At 41.4% G+C, this 20,951-nt stretch carries 18 protein-coding genes, 3 tRNA genes and 3 rRNA genes; 10 read left to right on the forward strand and 14 right to left on the reverse strand.

Translation table 11 applies throughout. The features are described 5' to 3' along the window. The first annotated feature begins 63 nt into the window (after window positions 1-63). Genes PZ638_RS15705 through PZ638_RS15715 form a run of 3 tightly spaced genes read left to right on the forward strand, consistent with a single transcriptional unit; the run spans window position 64 to window position 1,476 of the window. On the forward strand, window positions 64-387 hold the full coding sequence (locus tag PZ638_RS15705) for an antibiotic biosynthesis monooxygenase family protein (protein ID WP_094961787.1): 324 nt from the start codon (window positions 64-66) through the stop codon (window positions 385-387). Continuing rightward, window positions 380-769, forward strand: a complete 390-nt coding sequence (locus PZ638_RS15710) for a hypothetical protein (protein WP_004257151.1) — start codon at window positions 380-382, stop codon at window positions 767-769. Before PZ638_RS15705 ends, PZ638_RS15710 begins: the two co-directional genes overlap by 8 nt. After that, window positions 766-1,476, forward strand: coding sequence for an ArsR/SmtB family transcription factor (locus PZ638_RS15715; protein ID WP_094961786.1), 711 nt, complete (start codon window positions 766-768; stop codon window positions 1,474-1,476). Before PZ638_RS15710 ends, PZ638_RS15715 begins: the two co-directional genes overlap by 4 nt. A gap of 198 nt (window positions 1,477-1,674) precedes the next feature. On the opposite strand, the gene PZ638_RS15720 is transcribed toward PZ638_RS15715, so the two are convergent. From PZ638_RS15720 to gmhB, 7 genes are all read right to left on the reverse strand, one after another. Further along, a tRNA-Asp gene (locus tag PZ638_RS15720) sits at window positions 1,675-1,751 on the reverse strand. 59 nt (window positions 1,752-1,810) lie between these two features. Continuing rightward, a 5S ribosomal RNA gene (gene rrf, locus PZ638_RS15725) occupies window positions 1,811-1,926 on the reverse strand. Between the two features lie 138 nt (window positions 1,927-2,064). Beyond that, window positions 2,065-4,970, reverse strand: a 23S ribosomal RNA gene (locus tag PZ638_RS15730). A 325-nt stretch (window positions 4,971-5,295) separates the two neighbouring features. Continuing rightward, window positions 5,296-5,371, reverse strand: a tRNA-Ala gene (locus tag PZ638_RS15735). Window positions 5,372-5,509: 138 nt separating this feature from the next. Next, window positions 5,510-5,586 (reverse strand) — tRNA-Ile (locus PZ638_RS15740). A 65-nt stretch (window positions 5,587-5,651) separates the two neighbouring features. Continuing rightward, window positions 5,652-7,191 (reverse strand): 16S ribosomal RNA (locus PZ638_RS15745). Together the 16S, 23S and 5S rRNA genes with 3 tRNA genes alongside form the textbook arrangement of a ribosomal RNA operon. A 433-nt stretch (window positions 7,192-7,624) precedes the next feature. After that, the gene (gene gmhB / locus PZ638_RS15750; RefSeq protein ID WP_094961152.1) at window positions 7,625-8,191 is read right to left on the reverse strand and encodes a D-glycero-beta-D-manno-heptose 1,7-bisphosphate 7-phosphatase; all 567 of its coding nucleotides are present in this window, start codon (window positions 8,189-8,191) and stop codon (window positions 7,625-7,627) included. A 168-nt stretch (window positions 8,192-8,359) separates the two neighbouring features. On the opposite strand from gmhB, the gene metN reads away from it, so the two are divergent. From metN to proS, 6 genes are all read left to right on the forward strand, one after another. After that, window positions 8,360-9,391, forward strand: coding sequence for a methionine ABC transporter ATP-binding protein MetN (gene metN / locus PZ638_RS15755; RefSeq protein ID WP_094961151.1), 1,032 nt, complete (start codon window positions 8,360-8,362; stop codon window positions 9,389-9,391). Further along, a complete protein-coding gene (gene metI, locus PZ638_RS15760) occupies window positions 9,384-10,037 on the forward strand; it encodes a methionine ABC transporter permease MetI (protein ID WP_004257375.1) in 654 nt (217 codons plus the stop codon). The genes metN and metI overlap by 8 nt, the downstream gene beginning before the upstream one ends. Window positions 10,038-10,096: 59 nt before the next feature. Continuing rightward, on the forward strand, window positions 10,097-10,918 hold the full coding sequence (locus PZ638_RS15765) for a MetQ/NlpA family lipoprotein (protein WP_004257378.1): 822 nt from the start codon (window positions 10,097-10,099) through the stop codon (window positions 10,916-10,918). 126 nt (window positions 10,919-11,044) lie between these two features. After that, window positions 11,045-11,446, forward strand: coding sequence for an Rcs stress response system protein RcsF (gene rcsF / locus PZ638_RS15770; RefSeq protein ID WP_004257380.1), 402 nt, complete (start codon window positions 11,045-11,047; stop codon window positions 11,444-11,446). Window positions 11,447-11,453: 7 nt separating this feature from the next. Beyond that, window positions 11,454-12,173, forward strand: coding sequence for a tRNA (N6-threonylcarbamoyladenosine(37)-N6)-methyltransferase TrmO (tsaA, locus tag PZ638_RS15775; protein ID WP_206277424.1), 720 nt, complete (start codon window positions 11,454-11,456; stop codon window positions 12,171-12,173). A 99-nt stretch (window positions 12,174-12,272) separates the two neighbouring features. Then, entirely contained in the window at window positions 12,273-13,991 is a 1,719-nt protein-coding gene (gene proS, locus PZ638_RS15780; RefSeq protein WP_004257383.1) for a proline--tRNA ligase, read from the forward strand. Between the two features lie 62 nt (window positions 13,992-14,053). On the opposite strand, the gene chbG is transcribed toward proS, so the two are convergent. From chbG to PZ638_RS15815, 7 genes are all read right to left on the reverse strand, one after another. Continuing rightward, entirely contained in the window at window positions 14,054-14,809 is a 756-nt protein-coding gene (gene chbG / locus PZ638_RS15785; protein ID WP_094961149.1) for a chitin disaccharide deacetylase, read from the reverse strand. Window positions 14,810-14,844: 35 nt separating this feature from the next. Next, window positions 14,845-16,203 (reverse strand): 6-phospho-beta-glucosidase, encoded by a 1,359-nt coding sequence (locus tag PZ638_RS15790; RefSeq protein ID WP_272674647.1) that lies wholly within the window; start codon window positions 16,201-16,203, stop codon window positions 14,845-14,847. A 110-nt stretch (window positions 16,204-16,313) separates the two neighbouring features. After that, window positions 16,314-17,180, reverse strand: coding sequence for a transcriptional regulator ChbR (gene chbR, locus PZ638_RS15795; RefSeq protein WP_094961147.1), 867 nt, complete (start codon window positions 17,178-17,180; stop codon window positions 16,314-16,316). 10 nt (window positions 17,181-17,190) lie between these two features. After that, the gene (gene chbA / locus PZ638_RS15800; protein ID WP_094961146.1) at window positions 17,191-17,538 is read right to left on the reverse strand and encodes a PTS N,N'-diacetylchitobiose transporter subunit IIA; all 348 of its coding nucleotides are present in this window, start codon (window positions 17,536-17,538) and stop codon (window positions 17,191-17,193) included. A gap of 43 nt (window positions 17,539-17,581) precedes the next feature. Continuing rightward, window positions 17,582-18,940, reverse strand: coding sequence for a PTS N,N'-diacetylchitobiose transporter subunit IIC (gene chbC, locus PZ638_RS15805; RefSeq protein WP_036957985.1), 1,359 nt, complete (start codon window positions 18,938-18,940; stop codon window positions 17,582-17,584). 114 nt (window positions 18,941-19,054) lie between these two features. Continuing rightward, a complete protein-coding gene (locus PZ638_RS15810) occupies window positions 19,055-19,375 on the reverse strand; it encodes a PTS sugar transporter subunit IIB (RefSeq protein ID WP_094961145.1) in 321 nt (106 codons plus the stop codon). 372 nt (window positions 19,376-19,747) lie between these two features. After that, window positions 19,748-20,404 (reverse strand): copper resistance protein NlpE N-terminal domain-containing protein, encoded by a 657-nt coding sequence (locus tag PZ638_RS15815; protein ID WP_094961144.1) that lies wholly within the window; start codon window positions 20,402-20,404, stop codon window positions 19,748-19,750. Between the two features lie 271 nt (window positions 20,405-20,675). Between PZ638_RS15815 and rof the strand changes: the two genes are divergently transcribed. After that, window positions 20,676-20,939 carry a Rho-binding antiterminator gene (gene rof / locus PZ638_RS15820; RefSeq protein WP_004257417.1) on the forward strand — a complete coding sequence of 88 codons (264 nt, stop codon included), beginning with the start codon at window positions 20,676-20,678 and terminating at the stop codon, window positions 20,937-20,939. Window positions 20,940-20,951 lie beyond the last annotated feature (12 nt).

The raw sequence follows: 20,951 nt of genomic DNA on the forward strand, positions 1-20,951 counted from the left end.
TCACCATCGAAGTATCTATAAATTAAACCGTTATAGTTGAGCTTCTACATTAAGGAGAGTTTTATGATTGCCGTAATTTTTGAAGCCATCCCAATACCAGTGCAAAAAGAGCGTTATTTTGAATTGGCAGCCAAACTTAAATCTGAACTTATGCACATTGACGGGTTTATTGCTGTCGAACGCTTTCAATCTATTACAACAGAAGGAAAAATTCTCTCACTTTCATGGTGGGAAACAGAAGAAGCAGTAAAACAATGGAAAAACCATTTCATGCATATCGATGCACAAGTTGAAGGACAACAAACCATTTTTTCCCATTATCGAATTCGAGTTGCCCATACCTTAAAGGATTACTCATTCAATAACGAGGATAGCTTTGATGTATGATATTCATGTGATTATTGAAAACCAAGTGGGTGCTTTAGCACTATTGGCAACCACATTAGGGAAACATGGTATTGGCCTTGAAGGTGGTGGCGTTTTTTCTATCGAAGAAAAAAGTCATGCTCACTTTCTTGTTACCCAGCCAGAAAAAGCACGAGATGCCTTAACTACTGAGGGTTTACAGGTTGAAAGTATCATACAACCAGTGATCCGCAAATTAAAACAAGAACGTCCTGGCGAACTTGGAGAAATTGTTTCTCAACTCGCACTTCACCAAATTAATATCCTTGTTCAATACAGCGACCACAATAACAGGTTAATATTAATAACAGACAACAATATATTAGCCGCTGAAGTAACAAAGAAGTGGGAAAGCCAACCATGATACCAAGCAAAAATAGTATTCCCATTGAAGAAAAAGAGCCATTAGAACAATCTATCGCAAAAGTTGCCTCTGCGATTGCTGACCCTTCAAGGGTCAGCATTTTGTGTGCATTAATGGATGGCAGGGCTTGGACAGCAACAGAATTAAGCGTAGCTGCAAATATAGCCCCATCAACAACGAGTGCACACTTAACTAAACTTTTAAACAGCCACTTAATTAGTTGCCTATCTCAAGGAAGACACCGTTATTATAGGCTTGCAAGCACAGACATTGCCGAATTATTAGAAACATTAATGGGGGTATCCATGAAATTGGAGTACACCCCACCTATAACAACACCTATTCATCTGCGAAAGGCACGTACTTGCTATGATCACTTAGCGGGAGAAATTGCCGTTCAGATCTACGAATTTATGGATAAAAATGGCTGGTTTACAGCTAGAGAAAATAAATTATCAATGATTGGTGCCAATCAATTTAAAAAATTAGGCATCGACATTGATCCTAATACAAAACGAAAAATAGCATATGCTTGTTTGGATTGGAGTGAAAGACGTATGCACCTAGGGGGACTAGCAGGAACCTTACTATTGAAATTTTTTGCAGAAAAAGAATGGATAGAGAAAACAAAAGGTTATCGAGAAATTACTTTTACTACCTACGGTAAGAAAGCTTTAAAGCGTATTTTTAATATTAATATAGCTTAACCCCCCAACAAAATAACGAACACCCCTAGAACGATTTGATAATATACTTACCAAGCTAATTACTAATTAAAAGCAGACGTAAAACTGTATTTCTCCAAACAATGCCCCAAGTCACCTACAATAGGTTATTATCCATAAAATCCAGTATGTTAGTAATACAAAAAAGCCTCGTGATTTTTATCACGAGGCTTTGATAAGTGGCGGAACGGACGGGACTCGAACCCGCGACCCCCTGCGTGACAGGCAGGTATTCTAACCAACTGAACTACCGCTCCACTTATTCTTTTGCCTTTCGGCTGTTTACTGCTTATTGAGCAATAAACCTTTAATTAATGTCTGGCAGTTCCCTACTCTCACATGGGGAGACCCCACACTACCATCGGCGCTACGGCGTTTCACTGCTGAGTTCGGCATGGGGTCAGGTGGGACCACCGCGCTATTGCCGCCAGACAAATTCTGTTTTGTTCCCGTTTAGTTTTTTCTTCACTAAACCAGAACCTCAATCTCAAACAAGCTGCGTGTCCTTCACCTTTCGGCTTCTCACTTCTCGAAAACAACTCTATCTCTCTAAAACACCTTCGGTGTTGTCAGGTTAAGCCTCACGGTTCATTAGTATTGGTTAGCTCAACGTATCGCTACGCTTACACACCCAACCTATCAACGTCTTAGTCTTAAACGTTCCTTTAGGACCCTTAAAGAGTCAGGGAAGACTCATCTCAAGGCAAGTTTCCCGCTTAGATGCTTTCAGCGGTTATCTCTTCCGCACTTAGCTACCGGGCAATGCCATTGGCATGACAACCCGAACACCAGTGGTGCGTCCACTCCGGTCCTCTCGTACTAGGAGCAGCCCCTTTCAATCTTCCAACGCCCACGGCAGATAGGGACCGAACTGTCTCACGACGTTCTAAACCCAGCTCGCGTACCACTTTAAACGGCGAACAGCCGTACCCTTGGGACCTACTTCAGCCCCAGGATGTGATGAGCCGACATCGAGGTGCCAAACACCGCCGTCGATATGAACTCTTGGGCGGTATCAGCCTGTTATCCCCGGAGTACCTTTTATCCGTTGAGCGATGGCCCTTCCATTCAGAACCACCGGATCACTAAGACCTACTTTCGTACCTGCTCGAGCCGTCACTCTCGCAGTCAAGCTGGCTTATGCCTTTGCACTAACCGCATGATGTCCGACCATGCTTAGCCAACCTTCGTGCTCCTCCGTTACTCTTTGGGAGGAGACCGCCCCAGTCAAACTACCCACCAGACACTGTCCGCACCCCAGATAATGGGGCAACGTTAGAACATCAAACATTAAAGGGTGGTATTTCAAGGTTGGCTCCACGCAGACTGGCGTCCACGCTTCAAAGCCTCCCACCTATCCTACACATCAAGGCTCAATGTTCAGTGTCAAGCTATAGTAAAGGTTCACGGGGTCTTTCCGTCTTGCCGCGGGTACACTGCATCTTCACAGCGAGTTCAATTTCACTGAGTCTCGGGTGGAGACAGCCTGGCCATCATTACGCCATTCGTGCAGGTCGGAACTTACCCGACAAGGAATTTCGCTACCTTAGGACCGTTATAGTTACGGCCGCCGTTTACTGGGGCTTCGATCAAGAGCTTCTCCTTACGGATAACCCCATCAATTAACCTTCCAGCACCGGGCAGGCGTCACACCGTATACGTCCACTTTCGTGTTTGCACAGTGCTGTGTTTTTAATAAACAGTTGCAGCCAGCTGGTATCTGCGACTGGCTTCAGCTCCATGAGTAAATCACTTCACCTAATGCCAGCGTGCCTTCTCCCGAAGTTACGGCACCATTTTGCCTAGTTCCTTCACCCGAGTTCTCTCAAGCGCCTGAGTATTCTCTACCTGACCACCTGTGTCGGTTTGGGGTACGATTAATGATAATCTAGAGCTTAGAGGCTTTTCCTGGAAGCGGGGCATGAGCTACTTCATCACCGTAGTGACTCGTCATCGGACCTCAGCATATAGTGAACCGGATTTGCCTAATTCACCTGCCTACATCCTTAAACCGGGACAACCGTCGCCCGGATAGCCTAGCCTTCTCCGTCCCCCCATCGCAATTATCACCAGTACGGGAATATTAACCCGTTTCCCATCGACTACGCATTTCTGCCTCGCCTTAGGGGTCGACTCACCCTGCCCCGATTAACGTTGGACAGGAACCCTTGGTCTTCCGGCGTGCGGGTTTTTCACCCGCATTATCGTTACTTATGTCAGCATTCGCACTTCTGATACCTCCAGCATGCCTCACAGCACACCTTCACAGGCTTACAGAACGCTCCCCTACCCAACAATATCTAAATATCGCTGCCGCAGCTTCGGTGCATAGTTTAGCCCCGTTACATCTTCCGCGCAGGCCGACTCGACCAGTGAGCTATTACGCTTTCTTTAAATGATGGCTGCTTCTAAGCCAACATCCTGGCTGTCTGAGCCTTCCCACTTCGTTTCCCACTTAACTATGACTTTGGGACCTTAGCTGGCGGTCTGGGTTGTTTCCCTCTTCACGACGAACGTTAGCACCCGCCGTGTGTCTCCCGTGATAACATTCTTCGGTATTCGTAGTTTGCATCGAGTTGGTAAGTCGGGATGACCCCCTAGTCGAAACAGTGCTCTACCCCCGAAGATGAGTTCACGAGGCGCTACCTAAATAGCTTTCGGGGAGAACCAGCTATCTCCCGGTTTGATTGGCCTTTCACCCCCAGCCACAAGTCATCCGCTAATTTTTCAACATTAGTCGGTTCGGTCCTCCAGTTAGTGTTACCCAACCTTCAACCTGCCCATGGCTAGATCACCGGGTTTCGGGTCTATACCCTGCAACTTATTCGCCCAGTTAAGACTCGGTTTCCCTACGGCTCCCCTATACGGTTAACCTTGCTACAGAATATAAGTCGCTGACCCATTATACAAAAGGTACGCAGTCACACCCTAAAGGTGCTCCCACTGCTTGTACGTACACGGTTTCAGGTTCTATTTCACTCCCCTCGCCGGGGTTCTTTTCGCCTTTCCCTCACGGTACTGGTTCACTATCGGTCAATCAGGAGTATTTAGCCTTGGAGGATGGTCCCCCCATATTCAGACAGGATAACACGTGTCCCGCCCTACTCGTCGAGTTCACAACACTAACACCTTCGGATACGGGGCTATCACCCTTTACTGCCGGACTTTCCAGACCGTTCTCCTGATGCTAATGCTGATTAAGACTCTGGGCTGCTCCCCGTTCGCTCGCCGCTACTAGGGGAATCTCGGTTGATTTCTTTTCCTCGGGGTACTGAGATGTTTCAGTTCCCCCGGTTCGCTTCGTTTGACTATGTATTCATCAAACGATAGTGCAACGAATTGCACTGGGTTTCCCCATTCGGAAATCGTCGGTTGTAACGGTTCATATCACCTTACCGACGCTTATCGCAGATTAGCACGTCCTTCATCGCCTCTGATTGCCTAGGCATCCACCGTGTACGCTTAGTCGCTTAACCTCACAACCCGAAATTGTTTCAACGTTCACATTACTGTCATGGCTGTGCGTGGTGAACTTCTTCGTTGGGCAGTGCTCGCAATGCTCACGTACCTAAGTACGCTGCGCTTGCTGTGCGCTGTCCGCCTTGAATTTCACACTGCTCGCGCATGCCGCTCGAGTTTGTGACCGAAAATTTCAGGTCTGAAATTTTGAGAGACTCTCACATTGTTTAAGCGATAAACAATGTGCGTTGTTTTCAATTTTCAGCTTGTTCCAGATTGTTAAAGAGCATAATTATTCGCAATAGACTATTACTAATCTATTCTGAATAATCAGAAAAATTATGGTGGAGCTAAGCGGGATCGAACCGCTGACCTCCTGCGTGCAAGGCAGGCGCTCTCCCAGCTGAGCTATAGCCCCATAAAGGTATTTTCGGTATCAATTAATCTCTTTATAAGATTTTCTTATTCGGAGGTCTTTTTTCTTAGGCAAGGCGTGGATTAGCGAAGTTTACTTTTGGGTAAACGAGCTGAGCCATAACGCAGCATAAGAGAAAAGTGGTAGGCCTGAGTGGACTTGAACCACCGACCTCACCCTTATCAGGGGTGCGCTCTAACCACCTGAGCTACAAGCCTATCGATACCGCTACTCTATTTCATCAGACAATCTGTGTGAGCACTTCACAAAAACACTTCAATGGTAAGGAGGTGATCCAACCGCAGGTTCCCCTACGGTTACCTTGTTACGACTTCACCCCAGTCATGAATCACAAAGTGGTAAGCGCCCTCCCGAAGGTTAAGCTACCTACTTCTTTTGCAACCCACTCCCATGGTGTGACGGGCGGTGTGTACAAGGCCCGGGAACGTATTCACCGTAGCATTCTGATCTACGATTACTAGCGATTCCGACTTCATGGAGTCGAGTTGCAGACTCCAATCCGGACTACGACGTACTTTATGAGTTCCGCTTGCTCTCGCGAGGTCGCTTCTCTTTGTATACGCCATTGTAGCACGTGTGTAGCCCTACTCGTAAGGGCCATGATGACTTGACGTCATCCCCACCTTCCTCCGGTTTATCACCGGCAGTCTCCTTTGAGTTCCCGACCGAATCGCTGGCAACAAAGGATAAGGGTTGCGCTCGTTGCGGGACTTAACCCAACATTTCACAACACGAGCTGACGACAGCCATGCAGCACCTGTCTCAGAGTTCCCGAAGGCACCAAAGCATCTCTGCTAAGTTCTCTGGATGTCAAGAGTAGGTAAGGTTCTTCGCGTTGCATCGAATTAAACCACATGCTCCACCGCTTGTGCGGGCCCCCGTCAATTCATTTGAGTTTTAACCTTGCGGCCGTACTCCCCAGGCGGTCGATTTAACGCGTTAGCTCCGAAAGCCACTCCTCTAGGGAACAACCTTCAAATCGACATCGTTTACAGCGTGGACTACCAGGGTATCTAATCCTGTTTGCTCCCCACGCTTTCGCACCTGAGCGTCAGTCTTTGTCCAGGGGGCCGCCTTCGCCACCGGTATTCCTCCACATCTCTACGCATTTCACCGCTACACATGGAATTCTACCCCCCTCTACAAGACTCTAGCTGACCAGTCTTAGATGCCATTCCCAGGTTAAGCCCGGGGATTTCACATCTAACTTAATCAACCGCCTGCGTGCGCTTTACGCCCAGTAATTCCGATTAACGCTTGCACCCTCCGTATTACCGCGGCTGCTGGCACGGAGTTAGCCGGTGCTTCTTCTGTCGGTAACGTCAATCGCTGATGATATTAGCATCAACGCCTTCCTCCCGACTGAAAGTACTTTACAACCCTAGGGCCTTCTTCATACACGCGGCATGGCTGCATCAGGCTTGCGCCCATTGTGCAATATTCCCCACTGCTGCCTCCCGTAGGAGTCTGGGCCGTGTCTCAGTCCCAGTGTGGCTGATCATCCTCTCAGACCAGCTAGGGATCGTCGCCTAGGTGAGCCATTACCTCACCTACTAGCTAATCCCATATGGGTTCATCCGATAGCGCAAGGACCGAAGTTCCCCTGCTTTGCTCCTGAGAGATTATGCGGTATTAGCTACCGTTTCCAGTAGTTATCCCCCTCTATCGGGCAGATCCCCATACATTACTCACCCGTCCGCCGCTCGTCAGCGAGAAGCAAGCTTCCCCTGTTACCGCTCGACTTGCATGTGTTAGGCCTGCCGCCAGCGTTCAATCTGAGCCATGATCAAACTCTTCAATTAAAAGTAGCTTGATGCTCAAAGAATGTTTACTGTCGTATGTCTTCTTGCGAAAACATATTACCTATTAGTTCATATATATGAATTAACGTGTTAGTCACTCTTCAAGACTTAAAATCAAATATTTTTTTGATAGTGTCCTGTGAGTGCCCACACAGATTGTCTGATAAATTGTTAAAGAGCGTTGCAGCTTTTCTTTATGAAAACCAACCTTTCGGTCGTTGCTGCGAGGAGGCGTATATTACGTTTTCCTCCGTGAGAGTCAAGCAATTTTTTGCTTTTTCTTTTTCAGAATCTCTCGCTGCCGTTTCAGTGTTCATCGCGCTTTGCGTTGTCTTGTTCCCGGTCAGTGGTGGCGCATTATAGGGAGTCAGAAAAATCTGGCAAGTGTTTTTTTACATTTTTTTTCTAACTGCCTATTTACCACCCAAAAAGGCTACTTTTTGATTCTTTTTAGCGTTTCTGGCAACTCTGCGATACTGTTAATAACAATATCTGCATTATTGATTGCTTCATCGGTGACTGGCTCGCCACTTTTCACTAATACAGTTGTACCGACTTTAGCGGCTTTACCTGCCAACATATCAGCAAGTTTATCACCCACCATAATAGATGATGCCATATCTATTTTTAAAAAAGCCTGCGCGTCTAGTAGCATTCCTGGCTTTGGTTTACGGCAATTACAGTCTTGGCGATATTCTTCTACTGTAGCCTCAGTATGATGAGGACAAAAATAAATACCGTCTAAGTCGATACCGCGATCTGCTAATGACCAATCCATCCATTCTGTGAGTTGCATAAACTGGTCTTCTGTATAAATTCCCCGACCAATACCTGACTGGTTAGTTACAATAACTAATGCATAACCCATCTTTTTTAATTCGAGCATCGCTTCAATTGACCCTTCGATAAATTCGAAATCATCAATTTTATGTACATAACCATGATCGATATTAATTGTTCCATCTCTATCTAAAAAGACTGCTGGGATCCCGTTACTCACCTGTTTACTCCTAAAATTTAGTATCTTTTTAGTATCTCATGAAAAGAAATAAAAGGAGAATAGAATAAATAGAACAATCTTTATTGACTTAGACGTCTAGACGCCTTAACATCCAACCTTATTAGATACACTATCTAAAAACAATTCAGATAAAGTTAGAAACTATAAATGATAAAGCTCTCAAATATTAATAAAGTTTTCCAGCAAGGAAGCCGTAACATTCAAGCGCTTACTGATATTAGCTTGCATGTGCCTGCTGGTCAGATCTATGGCGTTATTGGTGCTTCAGGTGCGGGTAAAAGTACGCTTATTCGTTGCGTGAATATGCTTGAACGCCCAACTTCAGGCCAAGTTATTGTTGATGGACAAGATTTAACATCAATGACTGAAAAAACGTTGACGAGAGCACGTCGCGGCATTGGCATGATTTTCCAGCATTTTAACCTGTTATCTTCACGTACCGTCTTTGATAACGTTGCTCTCCCCTTGGAACTTGATAATACGCCTAAAGAAAAAATTATAGAGCGTGTAAGTGAATTACTCGATTTAGTTGGGTTAACTGAAAAGAAAGATGCATACCCAGCAAACCTTTCGGGCGGACAAAAGCAACGTGTTGCTATAGCTCGCGCATTAGCTAATTCACCAAAAGTATTGCTATGTGATGAAGCGACAAGTGCGTTAGACCCCGCAACAACCCGTTCAATTTTAGAATTATTAAAAGATATTAACCGTCGATTAGGCTTAACTATCTTATTAATTACCCACGAAATGGATGTTGTAAAACGTATTTGTGATCAAGTAGCTGTAATAAGTGGCGGTCAATTAATTGAGCAAGACAAAGTGAGTGAAGTATTCTCTCACCCGAAAACACCTGTCGCTCAAGCGTTTATTCAATCAACATTAGTTGTTGATATTCCAGATGATTATAAAGAACGATTAAAAACGGAGCCAGGTAAGGACTTATCACCATTACTCAAGCTCGAATTTACAGGGCAGTCTGTTGATGCACCTTTAATTTCAATGGCTGTACGCAAATTTGATATTGATATTAATATTTTAAGTTCACAAATTGACTACGCCGGCGGCGTGAAATTTGGTGTGATGCTCGCAGAGCTACATGGCATCAATGGTGGGGTTGAATCCACAATTGCATTTTTAAAAGAGCATCATGTGAAAGTAGAGGTTTTGGGTTATGTCTGAGAGAATGATTTACCTGCTGATTAACGGCACAATTGACACTATCACAATGACCTTTGTTTCCGGCTTTTTGGGTTTTGTTTTAGGTTTACCATTAGGTGTATTGCTCTATATTACACGCAAAGACCAAGTAATGGAGAATGTAGGGCTATATCGTGCTCTTGCAGTTGTAGTAAACATTTTCCGCTCAGTGCCATTTATTATTTTACTGGTGTGGATTATTCCATTAACTTCGTTTCTTGTTGGAACGACTATTGGTTTAAAAGCGGCAATCGTTCCTTTAACAATTGGCGCTGCGCCGTTTATTGCTCGCATGGTTGAAAATGCGTTATTAGAAATTCCAAGTGGTTTAATTGAATCAGCCCGTGCGATGGGAGCGACTCCGCTTCAGATTATTCGTAAGATTTTGATCCCTGAAGCATTGCCAAGTTTAATTAATGCAGCCACTATCACGTTAATTATGTTAGTCGGATATTCTGCAATGGGTGGTGCAGTTGGTGCCGGTGGTTTAGGTCAAATCGCACTACAATATGGTTATCAAACTTATAACCCTGTTGTGATGAATACTGTTATTGTTCTCCTCGTCATTTTAGTAAACCTAATTCAGTTTGGTGGCGAGTATTTAATGAAAAAAGTTTCACATCGATAGTTAGTAAAATAGCTGCGCCGTTAAGGTGCTTATAAAGTCCGTTTTAAAGGGGTAAACCAATGTCTATTAAATTAAAATCTATCGCAGTTGTCGGCGCGCTATTAGGCACACTCGTTCTCACTGGTTGTGGTGAAAAAGAGAAAGATGCCAACAGCATCAAAGTTGGTGTGATCATGGGCAAAGAATTAGAAGTTGCTGAAGTCGCACAGAAAGTTGCTAAAGAAAAGTACGGTTTAAATGTTGAGCTCGTTTCATTTAATGACTTCGTTTTACCTAATGAAGCATTAAGTAAAGGCGATATCGATGCGAACGCATTCCAACACAAGCCTTATCTTGATCAACAAATTAAAGATCGTAACTACAAATTAGTTCCTGTTGGAAATACCTTTATTTATCCAATTGCGGCTTACTCTAAAAAAATTAAGTCGGTAGATGAACTCGCTGATGGCTCTCAAATTGCGTTACCAAATGACCCAACTAACTTAGGCCGTTCATTGCTGTTATTACAACAACAAGGTTTAATTAAATTAAAAGATGGTACTGGCTTAATGCCAACTGTTTTAGATGTGGTTGAAAACCCGAAAGACCTGAAATTTGTTGAGTTAGAAGCGCCTCAATTACCTCGTGCTTTAGATGACCAAAAAATTGCATTAGCGATTATCAATACGACTTGGGCAAGTAGTGCTACACCTAAATTAACACCTGCAAAAGATGGTTTATTTGTTGAAGATAAAGATTCTCCGTACGTAAATATTATTGTTGCTCGTGAAGATAATAAAGATAGTGAGAACGTGAAAAAATTTATTCAGGCATATCAATCAGATGAAGTAGCAAACAAAGCTAATGAAGTCTTCGATGGTGGTGCAGTTAAAGGTTGGTAATCTTTTTTATTATTTAAAAAACGATTAAAATACTAGACGGCTTAACGCCGTCTAGTATTTTTTGTAATTTATAGACTATAAAAACAACGCAGCATTATTTTGAATCAGATAAGAAAGGTATAACTTATGAGACTGTTATTGCTCACTTTGGTAACATTTGTGTTAGCCGGGTGTGGAATTAACCAATACACGAGTCCAGGGCAAAATAAAGGTTTCACTAGTATGAAATTGTCTAAACCTGTACCGAAAGTAACAGAGCCAGACACAGCAAACGTTAAATTAATGAATAGCCCAGAAGAATTATTAGGGATGCCTTTCAAAGATTTAGGTGTTGTTTCTGGGGAATCTTGTCGAGAAAGCGTTCAAAGCCCTCCGGCAAATTTGAATACCGCAAAAAACAGTATGTTAACACAAGCTGCCTATATTGCGGCTGATGCCGTACTTTTACACCAGTGCCAAACCATGACCTCTCCAGGTTGTTATCAGGCAACTATCTGTGAAGGCAGTGCATTACAAATTGTTGAATAAATATCTTATGCAACCTTTTCAGTTTAATGTTATTGGGCACATTGAATCACCTTATAAAGAAAAGTTTGCAATCCCTCGCCAACCTGGACTTGTTCAGGGGGGTGCGGGACGCTTACATCTGCATTCTCCATTCAACGACCCCAATGCGGTGCGAGGACTCAGTCAATTTAGCCATGTTTGGGTTCTATTCGTTTTTCATCAAACAATGAAAAATGGCTGGAAACCGCTAGTGCGCCCTCCAAGACTAGGTGGCAATGATAAAATGGGTGTTTTCGCAACCCGTTCAACATTTAGACCAAACCCAATAGGCATGTCTCTTGTTGAATTACATGGAATAACAATAGAAAACAGTCAAGTGATCCTTGAGCTTGGTAGCCTTGATTTAGTAGATGGCACCCCTGTTATCGATATAAAACCATACTTACCCTTTGCTGAGGCAATACCAACCGCAACTGCAGGGTACGCACAGGACATACCTTCAGATGATATGCAGGTTATATTTACCCCAGAAATAGAAACTGAATTAGATGATTATCAAAATCACTACCCAGGTATTAAACAATTTATTTCACAAGTTTTAATGCAAGACCCTCGCCCCGCATATAAGAAACAATCTACTGAAACACGTGACTATGCAGTCCATTTATTAGATTTTAATATTCGCTGGCGGGTAATTGATGGTGTGACTGAAGTATTCGCTATCGAACCATACGAAAAATCACGTTAACCCCTTTTGGCAAGCCTCCGTCACTGGTAGACTAGCTCACTATATACCTTGGCAAATAAGTCGTTTGCCATAACTTGTTGTTCTAATGGAACCTATACAATGCGTACTAGCAAATATCTGCTCTCAACTCTAAAAGAGACCCCTGCGGATGCAGAAGTTATCAGCCATCAGCTGATGCTGCGTGCAGGAATGATCCGTAAACTTGCTTCCGGTCTGTATGACTGGTTACCCACTGGTGTTCGTGTTCTGCGTAAAGTAGAAACCATCGTCCGTGAAGAAATGGAAAATGCAGGCGCTATCGAGGTATCTTTACCCGTCGTTCAGCCTGCAGATTTATGGCAAGAAAGTGGACGTTGGGAACAGTATGGTCCTGAATTGCTGCGTTTTGTTGACCGTGGTGAGCGCCCGTTTGTTCTCGGCCCGACCCATGAAGAAGTGATCACAGATTTAGTCCGTAACGAAATCACCTCTTACAAGCAATTGCCATTGAATTTATTCCAAATTCAAACCAAATTCCGTGATGAAGTTCGCCCACGTTTTGGCGTGATGCGCTCGCGTGAATTTATTATGAAAGATGCATACTCTTTCCACACTAGCCAAGAATCATTGCAAGAAACCTATGATGCGATGTACGAAGCCTACAGCAAAATTTTCACGCGTATTGGCTTTGATTTTCGTGCCGTTCAAGCTGACACCGGCTCTATCGGCGGTAGCGCATCCCACGAATTCCAAGTATTAGCAAAAAATGGTGAAGATGACGTTATTTTCTCTACCGAATCTGATTATGCCGCTAACATTGAATTCGCAGAAGCATTAGCACCAACAACGCCACGTTGCGCTCCAACAGAAGAGATGCGTCTTGTTGATACGCCTAATGCAAAAACAATCGCAGAACTCGTTGAGCAATTCAATTTACCTGTTGAAAAAACTGTTAAGACATTGATTGTTCATGCGAAAAAAGATTCAGGTCACACGCTCGTCGCTTTATTAATTCGAGGCGACCATGAGTTAAATGAAATCAAAGCAGAAAAACACCCATTAGTGGCCAGCCCATTAGAATTCGCCACGGAAGCTGAAATCAGAAATGCAGTGAATGCTGGCCCAGGCTCTTTAGGCCCAGTCAATATGCCACTACCGATTGTTATCGACCGTAGCGTTGCAGTAATGAGCGACTTTGGTGCAGGCGCAAATATTGATGGTAAACACTATTTTGGCATCAACTGGGAACGTGATTTGGCGTTACCAGAAGCTTTTGATTTACGCAACGTTGTTGAAGGAGACCCAAGCCCAGATGGTAAAGGTGTACTGCAAATTAAACGTGGTATCGAAGTTGGCCATATTTTCCAATTAGGTACTAAGTACTCAGAAGCAATGAAAGCTTCAGTCCAAAATGAAGATGGACATAACCAAATCGTCACCATGGGCTGTTATGGCATTGGTGTAACGCGTATTGTTGCCGCTGCTATTGAACAAAGCCATGATGACCGCGGAATTATTTGGCCGGATGCAATTGCTCCGTTCCAAGTGGCTATTTTACCAATGAATATGCACAAATCTTATCGTGTTAAAGAAGTTGCAGAAAAACTTTACGCTGACTTAAAAGCAAATGGTATTGATGTGATTTTCGATGACCGTAAAGAGCGCCCAGGCGTGATGTTTGCCGATATGGAGCTGATTGGTGTTCCATACACTATCGTTATTGGTGACCGTAACTTAGACAACAACCAAATTGAATATAAATCACGCCGTAGTGATGATAAAGAATTGGTTGGCTTAGAAAATGTTATTAGCTTCCTAAAAGGAAAGCTCGGTAAATAAAATAAGTTAAAAGCTAGAAAATAAAGCCCAAATTTCGGTTATTTGAATTTGGGCTTCTTTTTTTAGATGTCTCGGTACGAACCAATCTTAAAACCATCCGCCAAAATCTGTGATTTTAAATTTTCAGATGTTAATACTTCCAATTCATTTAAACGTGGATAAGCATAGTTACTTTTTAATAGCGCATTATCAATAAAAGCAGGATGGCTCATAACTTCAATAGAATTATTACCTTGTGCTTTAGCTTCATTAATAATCTTCAAAAATAACGCTTCTGAGATTTGATCACCATAAAACTCACTACTAAAACAGTCAGTGCTTGGCACTTGATATGATAATGGCGGCCAATTTTTCTCTAATTGGCGATCAACACGTAATGCAATACCCTTTTCTTGGGCGAAAGCAACTACAATTGGAAAAATACCCTCAATCATATGAACATGATGATGGCTATCGATATGGCTCGGTTTTTGACCAAAAATTTCGATAAATTTTTGATATTGCAAATTTAGTTCTTGTTCAATCTCAATCAATGGTAAATCATTAATATCAATATTCCAAAGCCATTTACCCAACAGCCCATCACGGCTGAGAGTAGGCATTGATGAGAAAGGCTTCCCAGCCGTTAAAACAAAATGCATCCCCACTGCCAGATTCGGATTCTCTTGGCTTAATTTAGCCGCATGGGATATTGCAGGCATATTCATCATCGCGCTTGTTGAATGAACAACTCCATTACGATGAGATTCAATGATGCCGTAATTAACGGCCTCGCAGAGTCCAAAATCATCGGCATTTACAATAAGTAATACAGCCATATGCTCTCCCTTGACACTATAAGCTATTTGGCTAATTAACCTTCTTGCTCAAGCTGTTGTATTGCTTTAGCGAAGTTCGGTAGGTGTTTTTTATGGGCGATAAGTAATTCCTTAGAAATTAAACGCGCATCGTTATCAGAATGAATTAATGGGTTTAGATTCATCGCCAATAAAACATCATTAAACTGACCATTTACTGCAGCTTGGCTAGTGGTAATTTCAAAAGTTTTTAAGGTATAAATTAAACCAAGTACTTTATCATCAAAATGCTTTACTCGTGGGTGCGGTTTTGCGCCATCACGACCTAATAAGCATGTCATTTCGACTGTCCAGTCTTCAGGAATATTATCAATATGCCCATGATGTGGAATATTAACATAGTGCTCCGTTTGTTTGTCATTGTATATTGCATTGATGACTTCACAAGCGGCATCTGAATAATAAGCTCCACCTCTTAATTCAAGCTCTTTAGGTTTTACATCTAATGTTGGATTTTTATATAGTTCAAAGAGTTGATGCTCAACTTTTTGCACGACTTGAGCCCTAGCCCCCCCTTTATAATACTCGCCAAGCTCAATCGCTAGCATTTCCTTAGGTTTAAAATAGTACAATAAATAAGAGCATGGGATCAGATTTAATCCACGAATTAATCCTTCATCAAAAGCAAGGTCTGTAATATTTTTAACTGAATTTGCGCTTAATGTTCCAGAGACAATCCCTTCTAATAACTCATTAAACCGTGATGAACCATTTACAATAACGTCTTTGATAAAAACCATATGATTTAAACCAAATAAGTCGATAGATAATTCATCGCTATCAGATAGTTTCAAAACATCGGTAATAAACATTTTCATACCGATAGGTATATTACAAACACCAATAAAACGTTTGAAGTTAGTGTGGCGATAAACAGCTTCAGTTACCATACCTGCGGGGTTGGTGAAATTAATTACCCAAGCATTCGGGCAAATTTCTTCGACATCTTTAATAATATCAAAAATCACAGGTATTGTTCGCAGCCCTTTGAATAAGCCACCAGCACCATTAGTTTCTTGCCCCAAATAACCATGTTTTAAGGGGATTGATTCATCTAACGCACGTGCTTTTAATTGCCCAACTCTTAATTGAGTCGTCACGAAATCAGCGTCTTTTAATGCTTCTCGCCTATCAAGCGTTTTAAATATCTTGAGTGATATATTGGCATGTTTAACCATGCGCTCGCATAAATTATAGATAATATCTAATTTTTCTTTACCTTCATCAACATCCACTAACCATAATTCAGTAATAGGTAACTCATGGTAACGTTTAATAAAACCTTCTAGTAATTCAGGAGTGTAGCTACTCCCACCACCAATGGTGACAACTTTTAATTTCTGATTCTGAGTCATATTAACCTCATTGTACCTTTATAATAGACATAGAAAAGCACACCATCTTTATAGAAAAAGATGGATATGCTTGAGACGCTTAGAAATGGGAAGATTATTTAGGTAATAATTTAACCTACCATTTTTTGTTCAACACTAAATAGATTTTTTCTGTAATCACTTGGTGTTAATGAAGTTAGCTCTTTAAATTTTTTAACAAATAAACTTGGACTGCTATAACCGGATTCAAAAGCAATATCCGTAATTGAATAATTAGTTATTTCGAGTTGCTTTTTAGCAAAATTAATTCTGATATCATTAATAATCTGCATTGGCGTTTTGCCATAATAGCGTTTTGTTGCCCGAGTTAAGTACTCTTGTGATTTTCCCGTTATCGAAATCATATTTTGTAGAGCACTTTCACTAAACATAGCGATATCATGCATTTCTTCCAATGTATTTTTTAACCATTGAGGGGCATCATCTCGCATACTTTTTTCACGATAATGGCGTAATCGATTTACGACATTAAATGTAACTAACTCAATAAATTCATTAAATTCACTATCACGAAAATTTAATGATGCAATCACGGACTCTATATAAGCCATAAATTCATTTTTTAATTGATAGCCTTGCGATGCAACAAAATAACTTGGTAATAGTGGTAAATAATGTTTATCAAAAAATGATTTACTAATTCCAACATTGAGTATCCGTGTAGGCCCAAAATCATAAGAGCTTTCATGATGCGACCCTATTGGGAGAAAAATAAAATCTCCCCGCTCTAATAAAACTTTTTTCCCATTAATTATTTGATAACAACGCCCCGTTAGAACAATCATATATTCATAATAATCATGTTGATGCAGTCCACTTGCACTCTCAACTTTATTATAAATAAAGACATGAAAGGTTTTATTATTAAAAAGTTCACTTTCTTGAACGAGTTTAATTTCAGCATTAGTGTCGGTTCTATTCATCAGTGCCTGCATCATGGCTCCCTCTCTAATGGTTTAATTTTTCATGTAACTCAATTAACTCTGTAATTAATTCACGGGCTAACATGGCATTCATTAAATGATCTTGTGCATGAACCAGAACTAAGCTAACTTTGATTCGTCCTTCACCCATATCACTTTCAATCAATTGAGTTTGCACTTTATGCGCCTCATTCAGCGAAGAGTGCGATTGTGCCATTAAACTTTTTGCCGTCACAAAATCACCTTCTTTCGCCTTTTTTAATGCGGTATAAGCCAAGCTTCTTGCTTGCCCTGCATTAATAATCAGCCCCATGACAACTTCTTCAAGTTCATCCATAGTCGCATTTTCTTGGATATCATTAAGTTCAAACATACTTTTATCTCTATTTTGATGGGAGGAGCAAACTCCCCCTATTTTAAAACTTAAGTGCGTTAGCAATATCTTCTTCACTCTCTTCTTCATCGATTGTGTTTTGTGCTTTATTAGAAATCACAACGAACGGAAGATAAACGAGTACAGCCACACCAAGGTTAAATAATGCAAGTAGTAAGGCAGCGATACTACCATTAGTATTGAAGAATGCAGCCAGACCCGTCGGCATTGTCCATGGTGCGATATTCGTCACTGGTGGGATAATCCCTAAATAATAAGCCGCGACCATTATTCCTGCCAATAAAGGCTGAATAAGAATAAATGGAATAAACATAACCGGGTTCATAATGATCGGTAGACCAAAAATAATCGGCTCATTAATTTGGAAAATACCTGCCGGTAATGCTAATTTTGCAACCTGACGATGGTCGGCACGACGTGATGCGATAAAAATAGCGATAATTAATCCTAATGTAGCGCCCGTTCCACCTAAGAATACATAGGAGTCAAGCATCGGTTTTGCCCACATATGGAAGGATTTGCCCGCAGCAATCGCAGCATCAACTGAACCATACTCTGCATATAAAGACACGTTTTCTAATGCCCACGGTGTCATTATACCGCTGTCTAATGCGGTTAATGCGAGAGAACCATGGATACCAAAGAACCATAATAGAGAGGTAAATACAACATATGCCCAGCCAACAACATTCCCCATAGAAGCAAGTGGTGTGGATACTGTGTCCATAATGATTTGATGGAAATTACTACTAATACCGCTTAGCGCCCACGACACAATTCCCATAATTGATAAGATGATAAAACCAGGAATAAGTGCAGAGAATGAACGAGATACGGATGGTGGTACGCTATCTGGTAATCTAATCACCCAATTACGGCGAACAATAAAAGTGAACATTTCAGCAACGACTAACCCTAGAATGATCCCTGAAATGATATTAGCCCCACCGAGCCAATTAGCACCAACGGCATAAGCACCATTGACGTCATATGGTGTGACTGTCATAAAAGAAGCAACAGCTAACAAACCAGCAGCAAGTGGATCAACCTTACGTTCTTCCGCCAGTGCCATCGCAATAAAAAAAGGTGCCATTAAGGACATAATTCCCAATGTCCCGTTATAAACGTTTCCACCAATGGCTTTAAAACCATTTAGTGTTTCTATCGTTGAAGGCTCTAGTCTAACCCCCAAAGAATAGAAAAATGACCCTGTATCAAAACTCAGAAAAACATTATTAATTAACACAAACATTGCCCCAACTAAGGTCAGAGGCATAATTCGAATAAAACCATTCTTTATTGCATTAACATGAGGTTGCTTTCCCAATCTAACAGCGAATGGAAGGAGTACCTTTTCAAGCGAAGTGATAAAAAGACTCATAAAAATACCCTCAATTTTTTGAGTATGCTCCATTCTTAACTAATTACGTTATGTTAATAACGTTAATGTTGATGGAGTTATTATGTTGTAGAGGTTGTAAATAGCTTTTTGGTATTAGCTTGCAGTTTGTTTTTTTATAATTGCAACGGCAGCTTTTAGTACACCGAGCCCATCCACTTTTCCGTACAAAAGTGAATCAATAACTTCAACTGGCTTGTTAGGTAATAATTTTTGGATATCCGATAACATCCAAGCAATTTGCGGGCCGAGTAATATCACATCCGCATCTACACCTTTTTCTGAAGCTAAGCTTTCAGGGAAGGCCTCTATATTGACAGGTACATCGTATTTTTCTGCTTGCTGTCTCATTTTGTTAACTAGCAGTGAGGTAGACATTCCTGCAGAACAAAATAGATAAATATTTTTCTTATTCATTCCTTATCCTTTGATTCGTTCTATTTTTTATTACCGCTATAACTTATAAGTTTTCTTATAGACTTATCATCTAACCCAACCCTACACACTAAAGCAATTAATTATCTCTAGTTGAATTGAGTATACTGCCTTCCCAGCATTTTCGATAATTCAAACTAACCAACAATTGTCTCCCATTGACCAACAGCCATGACAACCCTCACATTTATATAAATATTTTGCGTCAATAAAAAAGTTATATTGATATCAAATAATGATAAGAAAAAAATTAAAGATGGGTAATACGGCGTTTTAATTGGTAATTTATAGCCCAAAAAGAAAAAGACCCACTTCAGTTGAAGTGGGTCTTCTTAAGAAAGAAAAAAGTACGAATTAGTTGCAAGAAGCAGATTTGTCGAACTTAATTGCACCTGTTGGGACTAATGCGGAATCAAACTGGCCATCTTCCATTGAAGGACGAATGGTATAATAACCTTCAATTTCAGCATAGACAGGTGTACCACCATCTACCCCAGTTTCTCCATACGCTTTTTCTAATTCAACACCAGAAACAGCGTATTGGCGACCACTATCGCACTCTTTGAAAACAGCTGCATCAGCCATATAGCGGTACTGCCCCACTTTTTTACTTGGCTTAACTTGGTCTAACGTATAATTCATCTGTGTTTCAATCGGGTTACCGTCTAAATCCAGCAAGGTCACTGATTGACCATCTGCTGATTGGGCAAAATAAGTACTTTCACCTTTAGGATTAGTTGCTCGTAGTTTATTATTTTCTATATCCCATTTACCAGTATCATGGAAAGCTGTATCACCATCTTTCGTTCCTAAGTAAACGAGCTGTTCAACATAACTACCATCTTGGTTAACTAACAATGTCGCCTCAATACCAGAGCAATCCGCGCAAGGTAAAACCCCTGTATAGACTTTATCGACTGGTGCTGCATCAATATTTTTTGTCGCACTCTGGCAGCCAGCTAACGTAATACTTCCAACCGCCATTAAGACTAACATTAGTGATTTTTTCATTATAATTCCCTTAAAACCATGTGTTTTAACTTGTTAACCAATATAAACATCATAGCATTTCATCTAATAAAAATATGTCAAACATAAGAAAATTCGGACATTACTGATAAAATACGTTGTGTATTGATTTAGTGAATAAGAATTGTCTTTTTCCCTGCGCTGTGATTATAGTTATTAAAGTTACTGTGCTATTATCGTACTAAGCACATTTTTGCTTAGTACAACATGTTCAAGGCGGCAATAACCGCCACTAACACAGTGGTGAGGGAATATGTCTACAGATACTGAATATCAACCTATCAATTGTGATGATTACGAATATCTAGAAATCGCATGCCAACGTCAGCTAAAGTTGCAAATAATACTTAATGACGGCGTGAATATTGAGGGGAAGGCCAGTGATTTACTCCTACGAAAAAAAGTTGAGTACCTGATTGTTGAGACACATGATGGAACCAAGGAGTTAAGATTGGATTGCATAATTTCCTTCAGTCATCCTGAAATCGGCACAATTGTTGTCGACCACTCTCACTAATACTCACGATTT

Origin of the sequence: Providencia hangzhouensis (assembly GCF_029193595.2) — a bacterium.
GTDB classification, from domain to species: Bacteria; Pseudomonadota; Gammaproteobacteria; order Enterobacterales; family Enterobacteriaceae; genus Providencia; species Providencia hangzhouensis.

Coding starts and splice junctions, on each gene's coding strand:
- PZ638_RS15705 (WP_094961787.1), top strand. CDS start 64: ATGATTGCCGTAATTTTTGAAGCCATCCCAATACCAGTGCAAAAAGAG.
- PZ638_RS15710 (WP_004257151.1), top strand. CDS start 380: ATGTATGATATTCATGTGATTATTGAAAACCAAGTGGGTGCTTTAGCA.
- PZ638_RS15715 (WP_094961786.1), top strand. CDS start 766: ATGATACCAAGCAAAAATAGTATTCCCATTGAAGAAAAAGAGCCATTA.
- metN (WP_094961151.1), top strand. CDS start 8,360: ATGATAAAGCTCTCAAATATTAATAAAGTTTTCCAGCAAGGAAGCCGT.
- metI (WP_004257375.1), top strand. CDS start 9,384: ATGTCTGAGAGAATGATTTACCTGCTGATTAACGGCACAATTGACACT.
- PZ638_RS15765 (WP_004257378.1), top strand. CDS start 10,097: ATGTCTATTAAATTAAAATCTATCGCAGTTGTCGGCGCGCTATTAGGC.
- rcsF (WP_004257380.1), top strand. CDS start 11,045: ATGAGACTGTTATTGCTCACTTTGGTAACATTTGTGTTAGCCGGGTGT.
- tsaA (WP_206277424.1), top strand. CDS start 11,454: ATGCAACCTTTTCAGTTTAATGTTATTGGGCACATTGAATCACCTTAT.
- proS (WP_004257383.1), top strand. CDS start 12,273: ATGCGTACTAGCAAATATCTGCTCTCAACTCTAAAAGAGACCCCTGCG.
- chbG (WP_094961149.1), bottom strand. CDS start 14,809: ATGGCTGTATTACTTATTGTAAATGCCGATGATTTTGGACTCTGCGAG.
- PZ638_RS15790 (WP_272674647.1), bottom strand. CDS start 16,203: ATGACTCAGAATCAGAAATTAAAAGTTGTCACCATTGGTGGTGGGAGT.
- chbR (WP_094961147.1), bottom strand. CDS start 17,180: ATGATGCAGGCACTGATGAATAGAACCGACACTAATGCTGAAATTAAA.
- chbA (WP_094961146.1), bottom strand. CDS start 17,538: ATGTTTGAACTTAATGATATCCAAGAAAATGCGACTATGGATGAACTT.
- chbC (WP_036957985.1), bottom strand. CDS start 18,940: ATGAGTCTTTTTATCACTTCGCTTGAAAAGGTACTCCTTCCATTCGCT.
- PZ638_RS15810 (WP_094961145.1), bottom strand. CDS start 19,375: ATGAATAAGAAAAATATTTATCTATTTTGTTCTGCAGGAATGTCTACC.
- PZ638_RS15815 (WP_094961144.1), bottom strand. CDS start 20,404: ATGAAAAAATCACTAATGTTAGTCTTAATGGCGGTTGGAAGTATTACG.
- rof (WP_004257417.1), top strand. CDS start 20,676: ATGTCTACAGATACTGAATATCAACCTATCAATTGTGATGATTACGAA.